Below are 19,440 nucleotides of genomic sequence, written 5' to 3' on the forward strand. Positions count from 1 at the left end.
CTCGGCGGGCGGATCGCCGCCCTCGGTGGCCCACCGGCGGAGAGCCGCAGCGAGAGCGCCGGGGCGGGGCGGGCGGGGCGGGGGGCGGGGCGGGCGGGCGGGGCGCGCGGGTCAGGGCACCGACACCAGCTCAGGGGCGGGGGCCGGCGGTTCGGTGGGCGTGGGCGTGGGACGCTGCCGCAGGAAGCGCGGGGCCCACCAGTTGGCGTCGCCGAGCAGGGTCATCAGCGCCGGCAGCACCACTCCCCGGATGATCGTGGCATCCAGCAGGATCGCCGCTGCCAGACCGATCCCGAGCTGCTTCATGTCGATCGTGCTCAGCGTTGCGAAGATCGAGAAGACCCCGACCATCACGATCGCCGCGCTGGTCACCACCCCGGCCGACGAGGTGATTCCGTACGACACGGCGTCGCGGTTGGGCATTCCGGCCCGGATCCCCTCACGGATCCGACTGACCACGAAGACGTGGTAGTCCATCGACAGGCCGAAGAGCACCACGAAGAGGAACAGCGGCAGCCAGGACACGATCGCACCCATCGAGGTGAAGCCGAGCGGCCCGGCCGCCCAGTCACCCTGGAAGACCAGCACCAGCAGCCCGTACGCGGCACCGGCGGAGAGCAGGTTCAGCACGATCGAGCTTGCCGCGATCACCACCGACCGGAAGGTGAACACCATGACCAGGAAGGTCAGCACCAGCACGAAGCCCATCACCAGCGGCAACTTGTCCCGGATGTGAGACGCGTAGTCCTCACTGTCGGCCACGCTGCCGCCGACCGCGTACTCGATGCCGGGGATGCCCCGCAGCTCGGCCGGGACCAGGTCTCCGCGCAGCTTCTCCAGCGACTGCACCGACCGGTCGTCCCGACTGGCGTACGGGGTGGCGACGTCCAGCACCGACACCCGCCGGTCGGCCGACACCTCGATCTTCGGGCCGTCCGCCTCGGCGGGGGCGAACAGCGGATCGCCGGCGGTCCGGGTGGACAGGTCGGTGAGGGCGGCGCGGACCCGGTCGGCCTGCTCGGCGGGCGCCTCGACGGCCACCACGTGGTTCGTGCCGGTGCTCGGGAAGGCGGCGGTGAGGCGGTCGTACGCCTGCATGGCCGGCGTGGTGCGCGGCAGGTCCTCCATGCCGGGGAACTTCAGCTTCATGCCGAGCGCCGGCGCGGCCAGCGCGAGCAGCAGCCCGACCGAGATGACCAGCGTCACCACCGGGGCGCGCAACGCGGGCCGGAGCACCGCGGGCCAGAGTCGGGGCGGGCGCGGGCCGCCGTGTCGGCCGGTGCGCGGCGCGGTCAGCCGCCAGAGCAGCGGCACCCGGGGGCGGTCGACCCAGCGGCCGAGCTTGGCCAGCAGGGCGGGCAGCACGGTCAGCGATCCGGTCACCGCGACGGCGACCACGAGGATCGAGCCGACCGCGAGGGACGAGAAGACCGCGTCGCCGGCGAGCAGCAGCCCGGCCATCGAGATGATCACCGCGAAGCCGGAGACCACCACGGCGTGTCCGGAGGTCTCCGCGGCGATCTCCACCGCGTCGAGGCCGGATCGGCCCTTGGCTCGTTCCTCCCGCTCCCGACGGATGTAGAACAGCGAGTAGTCGACCCCGACCGCCATGCCGATCAGCAGGATCACCGGGGCCGTGGTGTCGGTGGCCGGCACCAGGTGCGAGGCGAGCGTGGACAGACCCATCGCGGCAGCGACCGAGGAGAGCGCCAGCAGCACCGGCACGCTGGCCGCGATCAGCGCACCGAACGCGATGATCAGGATGGCCAGCGTGACCGGCAGGCTGAGCAGCTCGGCGCGCTTGAAGTCCTTGCCCAGGGTGTCGTCGAGGGCCTGGCCGATCGACGGTCCGCCGACCTGCTCGACGCGCAACTGCGGGTGCGCGGCCTGCACTGTGGCGGTGGCGTCGCGCAACGGCTGCACCCGGTCCGAGGCGGTTTCCGGGTCGCCGGACATGGTGATCGGGAGCAGCAGCGCCGAGCCGTCCCGGGAGGTGACCGGCTGGCCCACCTCGGCGACTCCGGTGACCGTACGCAGCCGGGCCGCCGCGTCGTCGGCTGCCACCTTCGCCGCCGCCTGGTCCAGCGCACCGCCCCGCGAGCTGATCAGCACGTTGTCCACGGCCGGGTCGTCGAAGTCGCCGGCATCCACGATCAGGCTGGCCCGCCCCGCCTCGCCGATCGCCTGGTCGCCGCTGGTGGCCTCGTTGAGGCCGGCGGCGTTGCCGCCGAGAAAGCACACCGCCACGAACACGGCCCACAGCGCGATCGCCCGCCACGGGTGCTCGGCGCTCCACCGCGCCAGCCGTACCGTCACCGGTTTCGTCCCCATCTCGCGTCCCCCTGCCACGTCAACCCCCTGTCAACGGTGCTGACGCTAGGTGCGTGACGAGGCGGTGACATCGGGGATCGACCCCGGCCCACCCCGGAATCGCTACACGGTGGACGGAGGTCCGTTGGACGGGCATCAACCCGCGATCCGGGCGTACGCCGGGGTCCAGCCCGGAGCGGCCTGCCACGACCCGCCGGCACCGCCCCCGAGCCGGCTCCGGGTCATCCCCGAAGGGAACCCCGGGGCCGTGGCTGGCAGTGCGGGCAGCTGTACGAGGATCGGTTCATGAACGCCTCGCGGCGGATCGGCGCCCCACACCGCCGGCACGGCTCGCTCTCCCGGCCGTAGACGTTGAGCGCGCGGTCGAAGTAGCCGCTCTCGCCGTTGACGTTGACGTAGAGGGCGTCGAAGCTGGTGCCGCCCACTTTGATCGCCTCGGCGAGCACGTCGCGGACGTGGCCGAGCAGACGCAGCGCGGCCGGGCCGGTCAGCGCGTCGGTGGGTCGGCCGCCGTGCAGGCCGGCGCGCCAGAGCGCCTCGTCGGCGTAGATGTTGCCCACCCCGGAGATCAGGGTCTGGTCGAGCAGGGCCCGCTTCACCTCGGTGTGCCGGCGGCGCAGCGCGGCGACGAACGCCGCATCGGAGAACTCCGGGTCCATCGGGTCGCGGGCGATGTGCGCGATCTCATCGGGCAGCTCCGCGCCGCCCTCGCTCACCGAGAGCCCGCCGAACGTGCGCTGGTCGACGAAGCGCAGCTCCGGTCCGTCGTCGGCGAACCGGAACCGGACCCGCAGATGGGTCTCGTCCGTGGTGCCGGGTGGCTGGAGCAGCAACTGACCGGACATCCCGAGGTGTCCGATGATCGCGTCGCCGCTGTCCAGCGGCAGCCACAGGTACTTGCCGCGACGGCGGACGTCGAGCACGGTCCGGCCGGCGAGCACGTCGGCGAAGTGCACGCCGCCCGGGACGTGCCGGCGGACCGCGCGAGGGTGGCGGACCTCCACCGAGGCGATCCGGCGGCCGATGACCCACTGGGCCAACCCCTGCCGGACGGTCTCCACCTCGGGCAGCTCAGGCACGCCGCAACCCCGTCTCGTGGCCGTCGGCACCCCCGGCCGGCATGGCCTGCGCCAGGTGGTCGGCCTGCTCGGCCTGGGCCGCCCGCTCGGCGCGCTCCAGCGGCCCGAACGGCTCATCCTGGTCGGCCGAGTCGTGCCGGTCAGTCGCCTGGTCCTGGCGGTCGTCGCTGGTCCGCCCGTTCTGGCCGTCGTCGCCGTTCTGGCCGTTCTGCTCGGCGAGCGCCCGCCAGGCGGCCTCGGCGGCCCGCTGCTCGGCCTCCTTCTTGCTGCGACCCTCGGCGCCGCCGTACCGGTTGCCGGACACCACCACCCAGGCGGTGAACGTCTTGAGATGGTCCGGGCCGGTGCCCTCGATCCGGTATTCCGGAACGCCGAGCCCGAGCGCCGCCGTCAGCTCCTGCAGGCTGGTCTTCCAGTCCAGTGCGGCGCCCCGACCAGCCGACTCGGCCATCAGCGGGTCGAAGAGCCGGTGGATGACGATCCCCGTGGTGTCCAACCCGTACTGGAGGTAGATCGCGCCGAGCAGCGCCTCCAGCGTGTCGGCCAGGATGCTCGCCTTGTCCCGGCCACCGGTGGTCTCCTCGCCCTTGCCGAGCAGCAGGTACGCACCGAGGCCGTCCGGGCCCAGGCCACGGGCCACGTCGGCGAGCGCCCGCATGTTGACCACGCTGGCGCGCAGCTTGGCCAACTGCCCCTCGGGCAGGTCCGGATGGTTGTGGAAGAGCGCCGTGGTGATCACCACACCGAGCACCGAGTCGCCGAGGAACTCCAGCCTCTCGTTGGTGGGCAACCCGCCGTTCTCGTACGCGTACGAGCGGTGGGTCAACGCCCGCTGCAGCAGCTCGGGTTCCAGGCTCACGCCGAACGCGGCTTCCAGGTGACCGACGGACGCCCGCCGCCGCTTGTCGTTGCTCATGATGTGCGTACCTCGGTGTCGGTGGAGCGGTCGGTGCGGTCCGTCGCGGCGTCGCCGTCGAGCAACGCGGAGACCAGATCGGTGGCGCGCCGCCGCCACAGGTGGGCGGCGAGGGCTAGGCCGGAGGCGACGTCGGCGGCGCGAGCGGAACCGTGGCAGACGACCACCGTCCCCGCGACGCCCAGCAGGGCGGCCGCGCGGGGCGCGCCGCCTTCGGCAGGTGGGCCGCCGGCCATCGCGTACGCGCCCTCGATGACCTTGAGCAGCACGTTACCGGTGAAGCCGTCGGTGACGACCACATCGGCGCGTGCGCCGAGGGTCACGTCGTACCCCTCGACCAGGCCGACGTAGCGCGCCCCGCCGGGCAGCGGCTCGACGGCGAGCAATGAGTCGGTGGCCCGGCGGACCCGGTCGCCCTTGCCCGCCTCGGTGCCGACCGAGAGCAGCCCGACCCTCGGCGCGGCGATCGAGTGCGCCACCGCGGCGTACGCGGCGCCGAGCACGGCGTGGCGGGCGAGGGTGGCCGGGCGGGGCTCCAGGGAGCCGCCGACGTCGAGCAGGACGACCGGCCCGGCCACGGCGGGCAGGGTGGCGACCAGGGCGGGTTGGCGGATCTCCGGCCAGCGGCCGAGGCCGAGCACGGCCGCGGTGACGGTGGCACCGGTGGCGCCGGCGGAGACCAGGGCGTCGGCGGTCCCGTCGCGGACGGCGGTGACCGCTGCCCGGACGGTGCTCTCCGCGCGTGCGGCGCTGGGGTGGTCGGCCATGCCGACGACATCGCGGACGGGCCGCACCGTGATCCGGGCGCGTTGCGCCGGATCGAGGGCAGCGATCAGCTCGTCGGCGACCTCGGTCGGGCCGACGAGAAGCAGATGCAGGTCAGGGTCGGCGCGCATGGCCCGCAGAGCGCCGTCAACCACGACGGCGGGAGCGTCGTCCCCGCCGAGGAGGTCAACGGCGATCCGCGCGGTGCCCGGCTCCACCGGAACGCCAGCCGGAGTGGGCCGGTCGGCGTCGGAGGGAGCCGGGGCACCGGGCGAATGCCAGGGTGCGCGCGCCGCCCGACCCGGGGTCGGGGGCGTCACTCGGCGTCCAGGTCAGACCTCGAGAACCTGGCGGCCGTTGTAGGTGCCGCAGACGGAGCAGGCGGCGTGCGGCAGCTTCGGGGACTTGCACTGCGGGCACGCGACGGTCGCGACCACGGTCGCCTTCCAGTTCGCCCGGCGGGACCGGGTGTTGCTGCGCGACATCTTGCGCTTCGGGACGGCCACGGTTCTTACTCCTCTGTAACGGTCAGTTGCGACAGGCCAACCCAACGCGGGTCGATCTGCTGGTGACTGTGGTCGGCCGGCAGATCGTCCCAGTGCGTCCCGCATTCGGGGCACAACCCTGGGCAGTCCTCCCGGCAGAGCGGGTTGGTCGGCAGCGTGAGCACCAACGCGTCCCGCAGTGCCGGCTCCAGGTCGATCAGATCGCCCTGCATCCGGCCCACCTCGTCCTCGTCGGTCGTGACGTCCGTGGTGCTGTCCTCGTACGCGTACAGCTCCTGGATCGTCACGCCCATCGAGTCGTCGATCTCACGCAGGCAACGGCCGCACTCGCCCCGGACGGGACCGGTGATGGTCCCGGAGACGAGCACGCCCTCGGACACCGACTGCAACCTCAGATCGAGGTTGAGGTCCGCGCCCTCCGGCACGCTGATCAACTCCACACCGAGGTCCGCCGGTGCCGGCACGACCCGCTGGACCTCACGCAACGCGCCAGGTCGGCGCGGGAGGTCCCTCGTGTCGAGGACCAGCGGCGACCTGGGGTTGAGTGTCGATGGCGAGTGTTTGGGCATAGTTAGACTCCGGCCGGTGAGAGGCCGACAAAAAAGGTTACCTGGGCGACTGCCGGATCGTCGAACCGGGGGCGACGCCCACCCGAGAATGTCGGCTGGTGAGGTGCCGCTCAGAAGGGTAGCGGGCGTTCCGCCTCATCCCCAGCGAAGGTGCCTATCTCCCGCAGTGCGTGCATCTTGTCCCGGCCACGCTCTATCGAGGCCAGCGCCCGGGTGAGGAACTGCTCGAAGTTGGCCAGCGCGGTGTCGACGTAGTCGTCGACCTCCTCACGCAGGCGCTGCGCCTCAGCCCGGGCCTCACCGATGATCCGGGCGCCCTCGTGCTCAGCCGACACGGTGATCTCGTTCACCGAGACCAGGCGGGCGTGTTCCGCCTCACCCTCGCTGATGATCCGGTCCGCCTCGCGCTTTCCGGCTTCCATGATCTTGTCGCGCTCCTCGAGGAGCGCAGCGGCGCGACGCAGGTCGGCGGGGAGGTCGGCGCGCATCTCGTCGAGGGCCGCGATCATCTCACCCCGGTCGACCATGCAGTTGTTGCGCGACATCGGGACGGAGCGGGCCTGCTCCACCATGGCGATCAGTTCGTCGATGCGATCGAGCGGGTCCACCGGTACCTCACTCCTGTCGTTCGTCGGCCGACCTCCATGATGCGGGCTACGGCCGTTCCCCGCGCCACCAATCATGTCGTGCCCGCCCCACACCCGCCCCATCCGCCCCAACCCGGCGCGTCGCGACATCGTCACCCCGCGCCGACCTTGTACCTGCTGTCGGGGCGAACGGCCGCAAAAGGGGCGACCGGAGGTGCAAGATCGCGGGAGAGAGACGCGTCAGGGGCGGAGGCGAGCCTGGAGGGCTTCGCGGACCGGGTCGGGCACGTGGGCGGAGATGTCGCCGCCCCACTTGGCCACGTCCTTGACCAGGCTCGAAGAAAGGAACGAATAGAGCGGGTTGGTCGGCATGAAGAGCGTCTCGACGCCGGCCAGCCCGATGTTCATCTGGGCCATCTGCAACTCGTAGTCGAAGTCGCTGACCGCCCGCAGGCCCTTGATCAGCACACTCGCCTGCTGGGCCCGGCAGAAGTCCACCAACAGCCCTCGGAACGACTCGACCCGCACGTTCCCGTACGAGGAGGTCACCTCGCGAAGCATGTCGATCCGCTCCTCGACGGTGAACAGGCCACTCTTCGACTGGTTCACCAGCACGCCGACGATCACCTCGTCGAAGAGCCGACTGGCCCGTCCGATGATGTCGAGGTGTCCGTTGGTGACCGGGTCGAACGAACCGGGGCACACCGCACGTCTCATGATCGGCGACCGTACCAAAGGATGGTCTCACCGTAACGACGACTGCGCTCCGGGGTGATCCCGTCCACCCAGTCGAACTGCCTGGTGCGGCTGGACCGTTCCACCACCACCAGCGCGTCGGGGGCCAGCCAGCCACCGTCGACCAGCGTCGTCAGCAGCGAGGTGATCTCCGCGTCCGGCACGGCGTAGGGCGGGTCGGCGAAGACCACGTCGTACGGCCCACCGTCCGGGCCGGCAGCCAGCACGGTCGCCACCTTGCCGGTGACCAGGCGGACGGCGGGCCCGGCCCGCAGGGTCGCCACGTTCTCCCGGATCACCCGGGCCGCCCGCGGGTCGGACTCGACCAGCAGCACGTGCCGGGCACCCCGGGAGAGCGCCTCCAGGCCGACCGCGCCGGAGCCGGCGTACAGGTCGGCGAAGCGGGCGCCGTCAAGGTCGACCTCGGCCTGGACGGCGCTGAACAGCGCCTCGCGCACCCGGTCGGAGGTGGGTCGCGTACCGGCGCCGGGAGGCGCGGCGATCCGCCGGCCGCCGAGCGCCCCGGCCACGATCCGGGTCACCGTCTCCTCCTGCTCATGCCCGCGACGCTACGCGATGGGGAGCGGGCCCGGTCACCACGGCGGGTATCCGCGGAGCATGCCGACCCGCGGTCGCGCGGTGGCTCCGCTCAACCTCGGGCGGGGCGCCGGCACTCCCGTCGGGTGCACGCCGCCACCAGGTCCGACGAGTGCGTGAGCAGCCCCGATGGCATGAAATCCACCGTGGAGCCTGCGATCCCCGTGATCGAACTGACACCTTCCGTAAATCAAAGATCACGAATACATTACATTGCCGATTGGCAATGATCTGAACGCCCCTCATTAACCACCCATCAGTACAGTCACCCCCTGTCCCCGCTTCGCCGCGGGAACACCACCGCGTCGCGCGACGCCCCGGTGAGCAGGCGACCCCCCGGTCGCGATGTCTCCCGGCCTCCGCCACGCGATCCGTACCCCCCTCACCAGGAGCAGGCGTGAACCCTCCCAAGTCTCCGTTCCGGCGCCTCGCGGCCATCGCCGCGGGCGCGCTGATCGGCATCGCCGGCGTCGGTGCCGTCGCAACCCCCGCGAGCGCCCACTACACCGACACGGCCGGCCAGGCTGTCTGCGACACGACCACCGGCGAATGGGTCGTGAGCTGGACGGTCCAGAGCGTCTACCACTACTCCTCCACCAGCTACAAGCTGCACAGCGTCGAGCTCACGCCCGCCGACACCACGGTGACCGGCATCCAGGTGACCGAAGGCGACAACTACCCGCACGACGTGAACAAGCCGCTCACCGGTGTGCAGCGGGTGCCCGGCTCGGCGACCCAGGCCACCCTCGCGGTGAAGGCCAAGTGGAACGACCGCTACTTCGAGAAGGACGCCCGCAAGGCGAAGGTGACGTTCGAGGGCACCTGCGCCAAGGACGAGCCGCCGACCAGCCCGTCGCCTGAGCCGTCGCAGCCGCCGGCCAGCCCGACCCCCACCCCGACCACCCCGCCGACCACCCCGCCGACCACTCCGCCGGCGGTCACCATCCCCACCGCCAGCTTCGCCTCCGACTGCGAGGGCGCCGTCACGGTCACGCTCGCCAACGGTGCCGACGCCACGACCGACGCCAAGCTCACCGTGAAGGCCAAGGGCTTCTCGGAGACCTACACCGTCAAGCCGGGCGGCAGCAAGAGCGACATCGTTGTTCCGGCCAAGGCCGGCGAGATCACCGTCAGCGAGGGCGACGAGGCGGTCGGCAAGCCCTACACCTGGGCGACCCCCGAGGACTGCGTCGAGCCCGGTGAGCCCCAGGCGGGCTACGAGTCCACCTGCGACAAGCTGGTCTTCGGCTTCGCCAACCCGGAGGACGGCAAGGCCTTCGAGGTGACCCTGACCCCGAACAAGGGCGAGGCACAGAAGCGGACCGTTGAGCCGGGCAAGACCGAGATCGTCGAGTTCGAGGCGTTCGAGGGTCTGACCGTGACGCCGGCCGCCGAGGGCCTTGACGACACCAGCCCGATCGCCTGGGAGAAGCCGGCCGACTGCACCCCGGGTCAGGGTGGCGGTAAGGACGAGCCAGCCCTGCCGCTGACCGGTGCCGCCACCGGCGGCATCATCGCCGGTGCCGCTCTGCTGCTCGCGGCCGGTGCTGCCCTGTTCGTGGTGGCCCGTCGTCGTCGGGTGCGCTTCACCGCCTGAGACAACCCGCTCTGACAACTGAGGGCGCGTCGACCATCCGGTCGGCGCGCCCTCAGCCCATTGCGCCAGAACGGGACTCCTGGTCCTGAAATGATCAGTTGACGAGAAGTAGGTCAGAACTGGGTCTGGCACCTACTTCTCATCAACTGAGCAAGGACGAACCGGGGCTCAGCCCTTTTCCAGGTACTCCGCGCGGTCCTCGTCCACCAGCGCGGCTACCGAGGCGGCCAGCGCTGGATTGCGGGTCAGCTCCGGGTCGTCCTCCACCAGGGTGATCGCCTCGGCGCGGGCGTCGCGGATCAGGTCGGCGTCGCGTCTCAGGGACAGCAGCCGCAGGTGCGAGCGGTGCCCGGACTGGGTGGCACCCAGCACGTCGCCCTCGCGGCGCTGCTCCAGATCCAGTTCGGCGAGCTTGAAGCCGTCGCTCGTGGACGCCACCGCGTCCAGCCGCTCCCGTGCCGAGGACCCCTCGGCCGCTTCGCTGACCAGCAGGCAGAGCCCGGCGGCGGCGCCCCGGCCGACCCGGCCACGGAGCTGGTGCAGTTGGGAGACGCCGAACCGGTCGGCGTCCAGCACGATCATCACGGTCGCGTTCGGCACGTCCACGCCGACTTCGATCACCGTGGTCGCCACCAGCACATCCAGGTCACCGGCGGCGAACGAGCGCATCACCGCGTCCTTCTCGTCGGCCGGCAGGCGACCGTGCAGCACGCCGATCCGCAGGCCGTGCAGCGGCCCCTCGGCCAGCAGCAGGGCCACCTCGGTCACCGCCAGCGGCGGGCGACGACCGTTGTCGTCCACCGGCGGCGTTTCCTCCTCCGACGCCGGACCATCACCGATGCGTGGACAGACCACGTACGCCTGGTGGCCGGCGGTGACCTCCTCGCGCAGCCGACGCCAGGCCCGGTCCAGGTAGGCCGGCTTCTCGGCGGCCGGCACCACGTGCGAGGCGATCGGCGATCGACCCCGGGGCAGCTGGGAGAGGGTGGAGACCTCCAGGTCGCCGTAGACGGTCATCGCCACCGTGCGCGGGATCGGCGTGGCCGTCATCACCAGCACGTGCGGCGGCTGGTCGGCCTTGGCCCGCAGAGCGTCGCGCTGCTCCACGCCGAAGCGATGCTGCTCGTCGACCACCACCAGGCCGAGATCGGCGAAGTCGACCCCCTCGTAGAGCAGGGCGTGGGTGCCGAGCACGATGCCGGCGGCGCCGCTGGCCACCTCGCCGAGCGCCCGCCTGCGGGCCGCCGCGCCCAGCGAGCCGGTGACCAACTCGACCCGGGTGGCGTGCTCGGCGGAACCGAGCTCGCCGGCCCGCCCGAGCGGCCCGAGCAGGTCGAGCATGCCGCGGTAATGCTGGGCGGCCAGCACTTCGGTGGGCGCCAGCAGCGCCGCCTGCCCGCCCGCGTCGACCACCTGGAGCATCGCCCGCAACGCCACCACCGTCTTGCCCGAGCCCACCTCACCCTGCAACAACCGGTGCATGGGGTGCGGGGCGGCCAGATCCGCGGCGATCTCCACGCCGACGTCGCGCTGACCGGCAGTCAGCTCGTATGGAAGTCGGGCGTCGAAGGCATCCAGCAGCCCGCCCGGGCGCGCCGGGCGAGGCTGGGCCGGCCAGTCGGCCGCCCGATGCTTGCGCTGCACCAGAGTCAACTGGACGGCGAAAGCCTCGTCCCACTTGAGCCGGTGCCGCGCCCGGTAGAGGTCCTCCTTGCTGGACGGCCGGTGGATCTCCCGCAACGCGGTGCCCAACTCCACGAGCTTGCGACTGGCCCGCACGCTGGCCGGCACCGGATCCTCCGGCGGGGTGAAGGTGTCCAGCACGACCCGCACGCAGCGCGCGATCACCCAGGTCGGCACGGCCGCGGCGGCCGGGTAGACCGGGATCAGCGCGCCGGCGAACTCCTCGATCTCGTCGCTGACCGCAGCCTCGCCCTCGCCGCCCTCGCCGAGCAGGACGTACTCCGGGCCATTGAGCTGCCGCTTGCCCCGGAACTCGGTGACCTTGCCGGCGAACAGCCCCCACCGGCCGGGGCGCAGCTCCCGCTCGCGCCACGCCTGGTTGCCGAAGAAGGTCAACGTCAACACCCCGCCGGAGCCGTCGCCGACGGTCACCTCCAGCAGGTTGCCCCGCCGCTGACGCATCGGCCGCACCGCGGTGCGCTGCACCTGGGCCAGCACGGTGACCTGCTCGCCGACGTCCAGCGAGCGGATGTCGGTGTGCTCGCCACGCTCGTCGTAGCGACGCGGGAAGTGGTAGACCAGGTCACCCGCGGTGTGCAGATCGAGGTGCGAGGCGAGCGCCTTGGCCGTCTTGTCCCCGACCAGCTTCTTCAGCGGAGTGTCCACCGTGGCTGGTTCGCTCATTCGATCCCTACCAGGAGCGGATAAAACGGCTGACCACCCGGGTACGCGTGCACCTCGACGAACGGCCAGCGCCTCGCGACGTGCGCCCGGACGGCATCGGTGAGCCCGGCCGGGGCGTCCACCCCGGCCAGCAGGGTGACCATCTCACCACCGCCGCCGAGCATCCGGTCGACCACAGCCGCGCAGGTGTCGGTGAGGTCGGTGCCGATCAGGTGCACCTCGCCCTCAACCAGCGCCAGCACGTCGCCGGGACGACACGGCCCGGCCATGGTCAGCGCCTCCCGGCTGGCATGGCAGACCTCGGCGTAACGGCAGGCACCGGCCGCCTCGGCCATCGCGATCAGGTCGTCCTCGAAGCGGCGGTCGCCGTCGCGGACCGCGAGGGCGGCCAGCGCCTGCACGGGCGAGCGGGTCGGCACCACGCTCACCTTGATGCCGTACCGATGGGCCTCGCGGGCCGCGGTGCCCGCCACCGCCTCCGTGTTGGCGTCGTTGGGCAGCACCACCACCCGGGCCGCGCCGGTGCTGCGGATGGCGTCCAGCAGCTCACCCGTGGACGGGTTGCCCGGCACCACGGTGGCCCCCTCGGCGGCGAACAACTCGGCGATGCCGCCGCCGGTGGCCACCACCACCGCTGCCCGGCCGTCCACCACCGGGCTGGGGGGCGGCTCCGGCTGATCGGCGAAGCGGGTCACCGAGATCCGGTACGGGCGGCCGGCGGCGACGCCCGCCTCGACCGCCGCGCCCACGTCATTGACGTGGACGTGGACGTTCCAGGTGCCCTCCGGCTCACGCCCGTCGCCGACGACGACCAGCGAATCCCCCAGGGCGTCCAGTGCCCGCCGCATCCCGGTGACCGCCTCGGCCCGGGCGTCGAGCAGGAACTGCACCTCGTACGCGTACTCGTTGGAACCGGTCTCCCGTGCGACGGTGGCCGCCGGACGGGCGGAGCGCGGCGCCGGCGCGGGCCCGGCGGTGCTCTCCCCGGTGAGCACCTCGACCAGGGCGTCGAGCAGCACGCAGAACCCTCGGCCGCCCGCGTCGACCACGCCGGCGCGGGCCAGCGCCGGCAGCTGCTCCGGGGTCCGGGCGAGCGCCTCCGCCGCCGCTCGGGCCGCGACGCGGGCGACCGCCGGCAGGTCGTCGCTGTCCGCCCGTTCGGCTGCGGCGGCGGCCGCCGCGACCACGGTGAGCAGGGTGCCCTCCACCGGCCGGGCGACCGCGGTGTACGCGGCGGCGGCGCCGGACCGCAGCGCGGCGGCCAACTCCCGGCCGTGCACCGCCGGCACCACGGCGACCTCGTCAGCGAAACCCCGCAGGATCTGCGAGAGGATCACCCCGGAGTTGCCCCGCGCGCCGAGCAGCGCGCCCTGGGCCATCAGCCGTAGCGCGTGTCCGTGCGCGGTCGGCCCGCTGTCGGGGAGGGTGTCCAGATCCATCGCGAGGGCCTGCTGGGCCGATGTGAGGGTGAGCACCAGGTTGGTGCCGGTGTCACCGTCGGGCACCGGATAGACGTTGAGCTGGTCGATCTCGCCCTGGTGGCGCTTGAGCGCGACCAACCCGCTCGCGCACCAGCGGCGCACTGCGGCGGCGTCGAGGGTGTCCAGCACGGCCAGAAGCCTACTGGCGCGCGCCGACACCCGTCGGACTCGTCCGGCGTGTCCTCCTCGCCCCGGTCCGGCGGTGATCGCGGCGCGGACGGGCGCCTCCGGTACCCTTGCCGCCGGGCCGGCCCACCGTCGGGCGGACGGGCCCACGACCAGGCGCGAGCCGGAGCACGGGCAACCGCCGGACCGGGCCAGTTGGCCGGGTCGGCGAGTCATCGGGTAACCTGACCAGGTTGCCCGGCCAGCACCTGCCGGCGACCCCATGAACGTATCAATCCCAGGAGTATCCCGTGGCTAGCGTGTGCGACGTCTGTGGCAAGGGACCGGGCTTCGGCCACAACGTGTCCCACTCGCACCGGCGGACCAACCGCCGCTGGAACCCGAACATCCAGACGGTGCGTACCCCGGCCGGTGGCGGCAACACCAAGAAGTTGCAGGTCTGCACCTCGTGCATCAAGGCCGGCAAGGTCACCCGCGCCTGACGCGGTAGCACCCACCTTCTCGTACGGCTCAGCCGGCGCACCCTGAGGTCCGCCGGCTGAGTCGTGTCCGCGTGGCACGCCGTGCCCGGCTGAAGGCGGCCGAAACCGCAGGTCAGAGGGTGCGGCCGAAGGAGACGCAGCCCTCCTCGTCCTTGTAGAAGCCGAAGTTCGGAATCCGCTCGTAACCGGCGGAGCTGTACATGGCGATCGCCTCGGGCTGCTTGTCGCCGCATTCCAGGACCACCCGCTTGCGGCCGTGCTCACGGGCCGAGCGCTCGACGGCCGCCAGCACCGTGCGGGCCACGCCCCGCCCACGTGCCGCCGGAGCCGTGAACATCCGCTTCAGCTCCGCGGTGTCCGCGCCGTGGCTGCGCCAGCCACCGCAGCCGACCGCCTCGCCGGCCAGATAGGCGACGAGGAACGCGCCGTCGGGCGGCTCGAACTCGGTGGCGTCCACCGGGGTGTCGTCGCCGGAGCCGCCGTAGCGGACACCGAGCTCGGCCAGTGCGGCATGGATCAGCTGCTGCGCCACCGGTGCGTCGAACCGCACCACTCGGATCTCGATCTCACTCACGGTATCCAGGGTACGGCGGGCGCCGGGCCTCACCGGAAATGGTCCCAGCCGGCCGGACCGTCGTACGGCGCGCCGTCGACCGTCACCCCGGCACCGTCCGTGACCAGGCCGATCGGCCGCCATTCCGGCGGCAACACCACCGCCGGGGGGAAGGTCGCGGCCAGCGCGTGGTCGTCGCCACCGGCGAGGATCCAGGTGTACGGGTCGACGCCGAGTGCCTGCGCGGCGTCGGCCATCTGCCGAGGCACCTCGAACGCGTTCCGGCGTACGTCGATCGCCACTCCGCTTGCCGCCGACACGTGCCCCAGGTCGGCGAGCAGCCCGTCCGACACGTCGATCATCGAGGTGGCGCCGAGCCGGGCGGCCTGCGGACCGGCCTGGTACGGCACCTGTGGCCGCCGGTACGCCTCGACCAGCAGCCGAGGCGTGCGGAAGCCCCGGGTGAGCACCGTCAGCCCGGCTCCCGCGTGCCCGGTGCGCCCGGCGAGCGCGAGCACGTCCCCGGGACGGGCACCCGAGCGCAGCACGGGCGAGCGGCCCTCCAGGTCGCCCAGCGCGGTGACCGCGACGGTCAGGGTGGGGCTGGCCGACATGTCCCCGCCGACGACGCTCGCGCCGACCGTCGCCGCCTCGGCGGCCAGCCCGTCGGCCAACTCCTCCGCCCAGCTGGTATCCAGGTCGGCGGGCATGCAGAGAGCGACCAGCAGGGCGGTCGGCGTGGCACCCATCGCCGCGATGTCCGCCAGGTTGGCCGCCGCCGCCCGGTGCCCGACGTCGCGGGCCGAGGACCAGTCCCGCCGAAAGTGCCGCCCGTCGACCAGCACGTCGGTGGAGGCCGCCACCCGGCCGTCCGGCGCGGCCACCACCGCCGCGTCGTCACCCGGGCCGAGCAGGGTCGTCGGTCCGTACGACAGTCGGGCGGTGATCTTCCCGATCAGCCCGAACTCCCCGATCCCGGACACACTGCCGCCAGCGCCGGCATTCCGCCCGTGTTGTCCGGCTCTGCCGTGCTCGCTCACCGCTGCTCCTTGACGACCGATAGAGATCAGACCTGGTCCGTAAGGTACTTTCACCCTTCGGGCCGCTCGCGGGCGGCGACGGACGGAGGTCGAGTCGTGGTACAGGCGTACATCCTCATCCAGACCGAGGTCGGCCGCGCGCGTGACGTGGCGGGTCTCATCGCGGACATCGCCGGCGTGGTACGCGTCGACGCCGTTACCGGGCCGTACGACGTGGTGGTCCTCACCGAGGCGAACACTGTCGACGAGCTCGGCAAACTCATCGTCAGCAAGGTGCAGATGGTGCCCGGCATCACCCGCACCCTCACGTGTTCGGTGGTGCGGCTGTAAGTGGACGAGATGACGACCTCCTCCGCGGCTCTGGACGACGACGGGGCGCGCGACCCGGCCGACGGGACACGCGAGCCGGCTGACGGTATCCGCGAGCCGGCCGACCCGGTCGCCGACGCGCCGGCCGGCCGGGACCGGACCATTCGCGGCGCCGCCCTGCTGGCCACGTTGATCGCGCTGCCGATCACGCTGCTGGTGGCCGTGCTGGCCTTCACCAAGCTCACCCCGGACGCGCCGGCCGCCGCGCCGATGCCCTCCGCGACCACCGCCCGGGTGCAGTCCACCGCCCCGGTGGAGATGGCCGCCCCTGCTCTGGCCGCCCGCCCGGCCACGGTCTGCCGAGCCCTGCTCTCCCAGCTGCCGGCGAGCATCCGCGACCTGGCCCAGCGGCCGGTCACCGCCGGCCCGGAGCAGAACGCCGCGTTTGGCGACCCCGCGCTCACCGTGGCCTGCGGCGGCACCGAGCAGGCATTCCCCACCACCGACGAGGTCTGGACGGTCAACCGGGTCTGCTGGCACCTGACCGGGGAGGCCGACACGGCCGTGCTCACCACGGTCGACCGGGAGACGCTGATCACGGTGCGCGTCCCGCGCTCGTACGAGCAGCCGTTGCAGTGGGTGCCGACGATCTCCAGCACGATCGTGGCGACCGTGCCCTCCGGCGGCGACATCCCGTCCGGCTGCCAGCGCTGAGTCGGCCCCGCGCCGGCTGACGTACGCCGGCGGGGGCCGGGTGGCTCAGTGCAGGCCGACGCCGCGCCGCTGGGCGGTACGGATCAGCCGGTTGACCAGCTTCGGATACTCCAGGCCGGAGGCCGCCCACATCCGGGGGAACATCGACGTCGGGGTGAACCCGGGCATCGTGTTGATCTCGTTGAGGTAGACGTCCAGCTCGGGGGTGACGAAGAAGTCGGCCCGGGCCAGGCCGGCGCAGTCGAGCGCCGTGAACGCGCGGACCGCGTACTCCCGCACCTGGCGGGTCACCTTCTCTGGAAGGTTGGCCGGGATGTCGTACTCGCAGGAGTCGTCGAGGTACTTCGCCTCGAAGTCGTAGAAGTCATGGTCGGCGACGACCCGCACCTCGGCCAGCACGGACGCCTCGGGCGCGCCACCGGCCTCGCCCTCCAGCACGCCGCACTCGATCTCGCGGCCGACGACCGCGGCCTCGATGATGACCTTCGGGTCGAACTGCCGGGCGGCGGCGACCGCCGCGTCCAGTTGCGCCCAGTCGGTGACCCGGGTGATGCCGAACGACGACCCGGCCCGGGACGGCTTGACGAAGACCGGCAGGCCGAGCCGCTCCTTGTCCTGCTCGCTGAGCGTCATCCCGTTGCGCAACACCGCGTACGAACCGACCGGGATGCCCTCGAGGGCACAGAGCTTCTTGGTGAACTCCTTGTCCATGGCGGCGGCGGAGGCGAACACGTTCGCCCCGACGTAGGGGATGCCGGCCATCTCCAGCATTCCCTGGATGGTGCCGTCCTCGCCGTACGTGCCGTGCAGCACCGGGAAGACCACGTCCACGTCGGCCAGCACCCGGGGGCCCTCGGTCGGGTCGAGCACCATCAGCCCGTTGCCGGTGGGGTCGGCGCGCAGCACGATGTCGTCGCCGGAGTCGGCGGTGATCTCCGGCAGCTGCCGGGCGTTGATCGCCAGCTGGGCAGGATCTCCGCTGGTCAGCACCCACTGGCCGGCCCGGGTGATGCCGACGGGCACCACCTCGAACTCGTCCGGGTCGAGCGCTCCGAACACGCTGCCGGCACTGACGCAGGAGATGCCGTGCTCCGGGCTGCGTCCGCCGAAGACGATCGCCACGCGGGTCTTACCTGGGGTGGTCACTCCGGGTCACCTCTTCGTACGCGACTGCGGCTGGTCGTGCTCGCCGGTGGCGCTCACCCGGTTGACCTTACTGTGCGTGGCGATAGGGCGAGGCGATACCCGGCGAGCCACGGCACGACACGGCAATCGGTCAACCGAGGATATACGTTGCGTGATCGGACTGTTGCGGTGCCGCAGACCGGTGACCTGGGCCTGCTCAGCTCCGGGCGTGCCGACGACCGACCGCGATCACCTTCACCCGCTGCCGGCCGGCCCGCACCATGCCCAGTGCCATGAACGCTCCGGCGATCCGGTCGGCGGCCTCTCGACTGCTGGCGCCGACCACCTGCCTGCGCCGCTCCGGCGCGGTCCGCTCGTTGCGGTCGATGCCCTCGACGGGTCGCACATCGGTGAGCACCACGAGGAAGCGGGTCATCGAAGGCCGTCCGGGTGCACGGCGGGGGGCTCCGGACCGGTTCGCACGTCGTCTCCTTCCGGTGGGCCGAGATGGCGGCGGCACGCGACGATCGGGTACGGGGGAGAAACCCGATCGCCGCGTGCCCCATCCCCTCCGGTCGCTCACCACCACCGTCGCCACGACAACCGGCAGTGAGGATGCGATGACAGATTGACACGTGGACAGCCGTGAATGCAACTCTCATCGACGTTCTCTCATGCAGACGTTCCCGCAGATGTGTGCGATCATCGATGTATGGCCCCGAAGACAGCCCGTGCCCGCCGGCTCGGCATCGCCCTGCGCCACCACCGGGAAGCCGCCGGGCTGACGCTGGAAACCGCGGCAGACGAGATCAACAGCACCCGCAGCACCCTCTCCCGGTACGAGAACGCCCAGACCCTGATCACCCCGGCCACCGTGCGCGCGCTGCTCACGTCGTACGGGGTGGGTGCCGAGGAGGTGACCGCAGCGGTGCAACTCGCCAAGGACGCGCGCAAGCCGGGCTGGTGGGTCTCGTACTCCTACCTGCTGGATCCGCGCACCATCGACTTCATCGCGCTGGAGGCTGAGGCGACCGCCATCGCCAACTTCGAGCCCTCGGTGGTGCCCGGCCTGCTGCAGACCGCCGACTACATCCGTGGCGTGATGCGCGGCGGGCCGCACACCCTCAGCGACGACCTGGTGGAGCAGCGGGTCAAGGTCCGGCTCGACCGGCAACAGCGGCTCACCGGCGACAACCCGCCCATCCTCGACGCGATCATCGACGAGGGCGCGCTGCTGCGCCCGGTCGGCGACCAGTCGGCGATGGACGGGCAACTGCGCCACCTGGTCAAGATGGCCGAGTTGCCGAACATCAGCGTCCAGGTGATCCCACTCTCCGCCGGCTACCACCGGGGCACACGGGGTTCGCTGCACATCCTCGAGTTCGCCGACCCGGAGGATCCGATCATCGCCTCGGTGGAGACCGTCGCAGGTCAGATGATCCTCGACCGGGCCGGCGAGACGCGTACCTGCACCAAAATCATGGAGCATCTGCGCAGCGTGGCGCTCAGCCCGGCCGACAGCCGCAAGCAGCTCCTGTCACTCCTGAAGGGACGGTAGGAC

At 72.0% G+C, this 19,440-nt stretch carries 19 protein-coding genes and 1 pseudogene; 5 read left to right on the forward strand and 15 right to left on the reverse strand.

Annotated features, from left to right (window positions below; translation table 11 throughout):
- Window positions 1–111 precede the first annotated feature (111 nt).
- The 9 genes and pseudogenes from ABZS37_RS23885 to rsmD form a co-directional block, all read right to left on the reverse strand.
- The gene (locus ABZS37_RS23885) at window positions 112–2,331 is read right to left on the reverse strand and encodes an MMPL family transporter (protein WP_355172315.1); all 2,220 of its coding nucleotides are present in this window, start codon (window positions 2,329–2,331) and stop codon (window positions 112–114) included.
- Window positions 2,332–2,552: 221 nt separating this feature from the next.
- Complete coding sequence (gene mutM / locus ABZS37_RS23890) at window positions 2,553–3,410, reverse strand: bifunctional DNA-formamidopyrimidine glycosylase/DNA-(apurinic or apyrimidinic site) lyase (RefSeq protein ID WP_355172317.1); 858 nt, start codon at window positions 3,408–3,410, stop codon at window positions 2,553–2,555.
- A gap of 208 nt (window positions 3,411–3,618) precedes the next feature.
- A pseudogene (gene rnc / locus ABZS37_RS23895) lies at window positions 3,619–4,326 on the reverse strand (ribonuclease III); the annotation flags it as partial.
- Window positions 4,323–5,309, reverse strand: coding sequence for a phosphate acyltransferase PlsX (locus ABZS37_RS23900; RefSeq protein ID WP_354997505.1), 987 nt, complete (start codon window positions 5,307–5,309; stop codon window positions 4,323–4,325). The gene ABZS37_RS23900 and the pseudogene rnc, both read right to left, overlap by 4 nt.
- A 114-nt stretch (window positions 5,310–5,423) precedes the next feature.
- Window positions 5,424–5,597 (reverse strand): 50S ribosomal protein L32, encoded by a 174-nt coding sequence (gene rpmF, locus ABZS37_RS23905; RefSeq protein WP_030335284.1) that lies wholly within the window; start codon window positions 5,595–5,597, stop codon window positions 5,424–5,426.
- Between the two features lie 5 nt (window positions 5,598–5,602).
- The gene (locus tag ABZS37_RS23910) at window positions 5,603–6,166 is read right to left on the reverse strand and encodes a YceD family protein (RefSeq protein WP_355172319.1); all 564 of its coding nucleotides are present in this window, start codon (window positions 6,164–6,166) and stop codon (window positions 5,603–5,605) included.
- Between the two features lie 110 nt (window positions 6,167–6,276).
- Window positions 6,277–6,774, reverse strand: coding sequence for a hypothetical protein (locus tag ABZS37_RS23915; RefSeq protein ID WP_355172321.1), 498 nt, complete (start codon window positions 6,772–6,774; stop codon window positions 6,277–6,279).
- Between the two features lie 219 nt (window positions 6,775–6,993).
- Window positions 6,994–7,470 carry a pantetheine-phosphate adenylyltransferase gene (coaD, locus tag ABZS37_RS23920; protein WP_354997480.1) on the reverse strand — a complete coding sequence of 159 codons (477 nt, stop codon included), beginning with the start codon at window positions 7,468–7,470 and terminating at the stop codon, window positions 6,994–6,996.
- The gene (gene rsmD / locus ABZS37_RS23925) at window positions 7,467–8,030 is read right to left on the reverse strand and encodes a 16S rRNA (guanine(966)-N(2))-methyltransferase RsmD (RefSeq protein ID WP_355172323.1); all 564 of its coding nucleotides are present in this window, start codon (window positions 8,028–8,030) and stop codon (window positions 7,467–7,469) included. Before rsmD ends, coaD begins: the two co-directional genes overlap by 4 nt.
- A gap of 452 nt (window positions 8,031–8,482) precedes the next feature.
- On the opposite strand from rsmD, the gene ABZS37_RS23930 reads away from it, so the two are divergent.
- Window positions 8,483–9,682 (forward strand): LPXTG cell wall anchor domain-containing protein, encoded by a 1,200-nt coding sequence (locus ABZS37_RS23930; RefSeq protein ID WP_355172325.1) that lies wholly within the window; start codon window positions 8,483–8,485, stop codon window positions 9,680–9,682.
- A gap of 168 nt (window positions 9,683–9,850) precedes the next feature.
- On the opposite strand, the gene recG is transcribed toward ABZS37_RS23930, so the two are convergent.
- Complete coding sequence (recG, locus tag ABZS37_RS23935) at window positions 9,851–12,049, reverse strand: ATP-dependent DNA helicase RecG (protein ID WP_355172327.1); 2,199 nt, start codon at window positions 12,047–12,049, stop codon at window positions 9,851–9,853.
- Window positions 12,046–13,659, reverse strand: coding sequence for a DAK2 domain-containing protein (locus tag ABZS37_RS23940; RefSeq protein ID WP_355172329.1), 1,614 nt, complete (start codon window positions 13,657–13,659; stop codon window positions 12,046–12,048). Before ABZS37_RS23940 ends, recG begins: the two co-directional genes overlap by 4 nt.
- Before the next feature lie 287 nt (window positions 13,660–13,946).
- On the opposite strand from ABZS37_RS23940, the gene rpmB reads away from it, so the two are divergent.
- A complete protein-coding gene (gene rpmB / locus ABZS37_RS23945) occupies window positions 13,947–14,138 on the forward strand; it encodes a 50S ribosomal protein L28 (protein WP_354997475.1) in 192 nt (63 codons plus the stop codon).
- Window positions 14,139–14,250: 112 nt separating this feature from the next.
- Here the strand turns inward: rpmB and ABZS37_RS23950 are convergent, their stop codons facing one another.
- Together ABZS37_RS23950 and ABZS37_RS23955 are read right to left on the reverse strand one after the other, a co-directional pair.
- Window positions 14,251–14,712, reverse strand: a complete 462-nt coding sequence (locus tag ABZS37_RS23950) for a GNAT family N-acetyltransferase (protein ID WP_355172331.1) — start codon at window positions 14,710–14,712, stop codon at window positions 14,251–14,253.
- 29 nt (window positions 14,713–14,741) lie between these two features.
- Window positions 14,742–15,674 carry a thiamine-phosphate kinase gene (locus tag ABZS37_RS23955; protein ID WP_355172461.1) on the reverse strand — a complete coding sequence of 311 codons (933 nt, stop codon included), beginning with the start codon at window positions 15,672–15,674 and terminating at the stop codon, window positions 14,742–14,744.
- A gap of 153 nt (window positions 15,675–15,827) precedes the next feature.
- Between ABZS37_RS23955 and ABZS37_RS23960 the strand changes: the two genes are divergently transcribed.
- Both ABZS37_RS23960 and ABZS37_RS23965 read left to right on the forward strand, forming a co-directional pair.
- Entirely contained in the window at window positions 15,828–16,061 is a 234-nt protein-coding gene (locus ABZS37_RS23960) for an Lrp/AsnC ligand binding domain-containing protein (protein ID WP_007456453.1), read from the forward strand.
- A gap of 9 nt (window positions 16,062–16,070) precedes the next feature.
- Window positions 16,071–16,754, forward strand: a complete 684-nt coding sequence (locus ABZS37_RS23965; protein ID WP_355172333.1) for a DUF3515 family protein — start codon at window positions 16,071–16,073, stop codon at window positions 16,752–16,754.
- Window positions 16,755–16,799: 45 nt separating this feature from the next.
- Here the strand turns inward: ABZS37_RS23965 and ABZS37_RS23970 are convergent, their stop codons facing one another.
- Together ABZS37_RS23970 and ABZS37_RS23975 are read right to left on the reverse strand one after the other, a co-directional pair.
- Window positions 16,800–17,900 (reverse strand): D-alanine--D-alanine ligase family protein, encoded by a 1,101-nt coding sequence (locus tag ABZS37_RS23970; RefSeq protein WP_355172335.1) that lies wholly within the window; start codon window positions 17,898–17,900, stop codon window positions 16,800–16,802.
- A gap of 196 nt (window positions 17,901–18,096) precedes the next feature.
- Window positions 18,097–18,315: a hypothetical protein gene (locus ABZS37_RS23975; protein WP_355172337.1), complete on the reverse strand. Its 219-nt coding sequence runs from the start codon at window positions 18,313–18,315 to the stop codon at window positions 18,097–18,099.
- 276 nt (window positions 18,316–18,591) lie between these two features.
- Here ABZS37_RS23975 and ABZS37_RS23980 point away from each other — a divergent pair, with 276 nt between their 5' ends.
- Entirely contained in the window at window positions 18,592–19,437 is an 846-nt protein-coding gene (locus tag ABZS37_RS23980) for a helix-turn-helix transcriptional regulator (RefSeq protein WP_354997469.1), read from the forward strand.
- The last annotated feature ends 3 nt before the right edge of the window (window positions 19,438–19,440 follow it).

Origin of the sequence: Micromonospora sp. NPDC005413, from assembly GCF_040606435.1 — a bacterium.
Taxonomy (GTDB): Bacteria; Actinomycetota; Actinomycetes; order Mycobacteriales; family Micromonosporaceae; genus Micromonospora.

What these genes read in the sequence shown, in the direction of transcription:
- ABZS37_RS23975 (WP_355172337.1), bottom strand. Translation starts at nt 18,315, where the DNA reads ATGACCCGCTTCCTCGTGGTGCTCACCGATGTGCGACCCGTCGAGGGC.
- ABZS37_RS23965 (WP_355172333.1), top strand. Translation starts at nt 16,071, where the DNA reads ATGACGACCTCCTCCGCGGCTCTGGACGACGACGGGGCGCGCGACCCG.
- recG (WP_355172327.1), bottom strand. Translation starts at nt 12,049, where the DNA reads ATGAGCGAACCAGCCACGGTGGACACTCCGCTGAAGAAGCTGGTCGGG.
- ABZS37_RS23885 (WP_355172315.1), bottom strand. Translation starts at nt 2,331, where the DNA reads ATGGGGACGAAACCGGTGACGGTACGGCTGGCGCGGTGGAGCGCCGAG.
- ABZS37_RS23980 (WP_354997469.1), top strand. Translation starts at nt 18,592, where the DNA reads ATGGCCCCGAAGACAGCCCGTGCCCGCCGGCTCGGCATCGCCCTGCGC.
- coaD (WP_354997480.1), bottom strand. Translation starts at nt 7,470, where the DNA reads ATGAGACGTGCGGTGTGCCCCGGTTCGTTCGACCCGGTCACCAACGGA.
- ABZS37_RS23910 (WP_355172319.1), bottom strand. Translation starts at nt 6,166, where the DNA reads ATGCCCAAACACTCGCCATCGACACTCAACCCCAGGTCGCCGCTGGTC.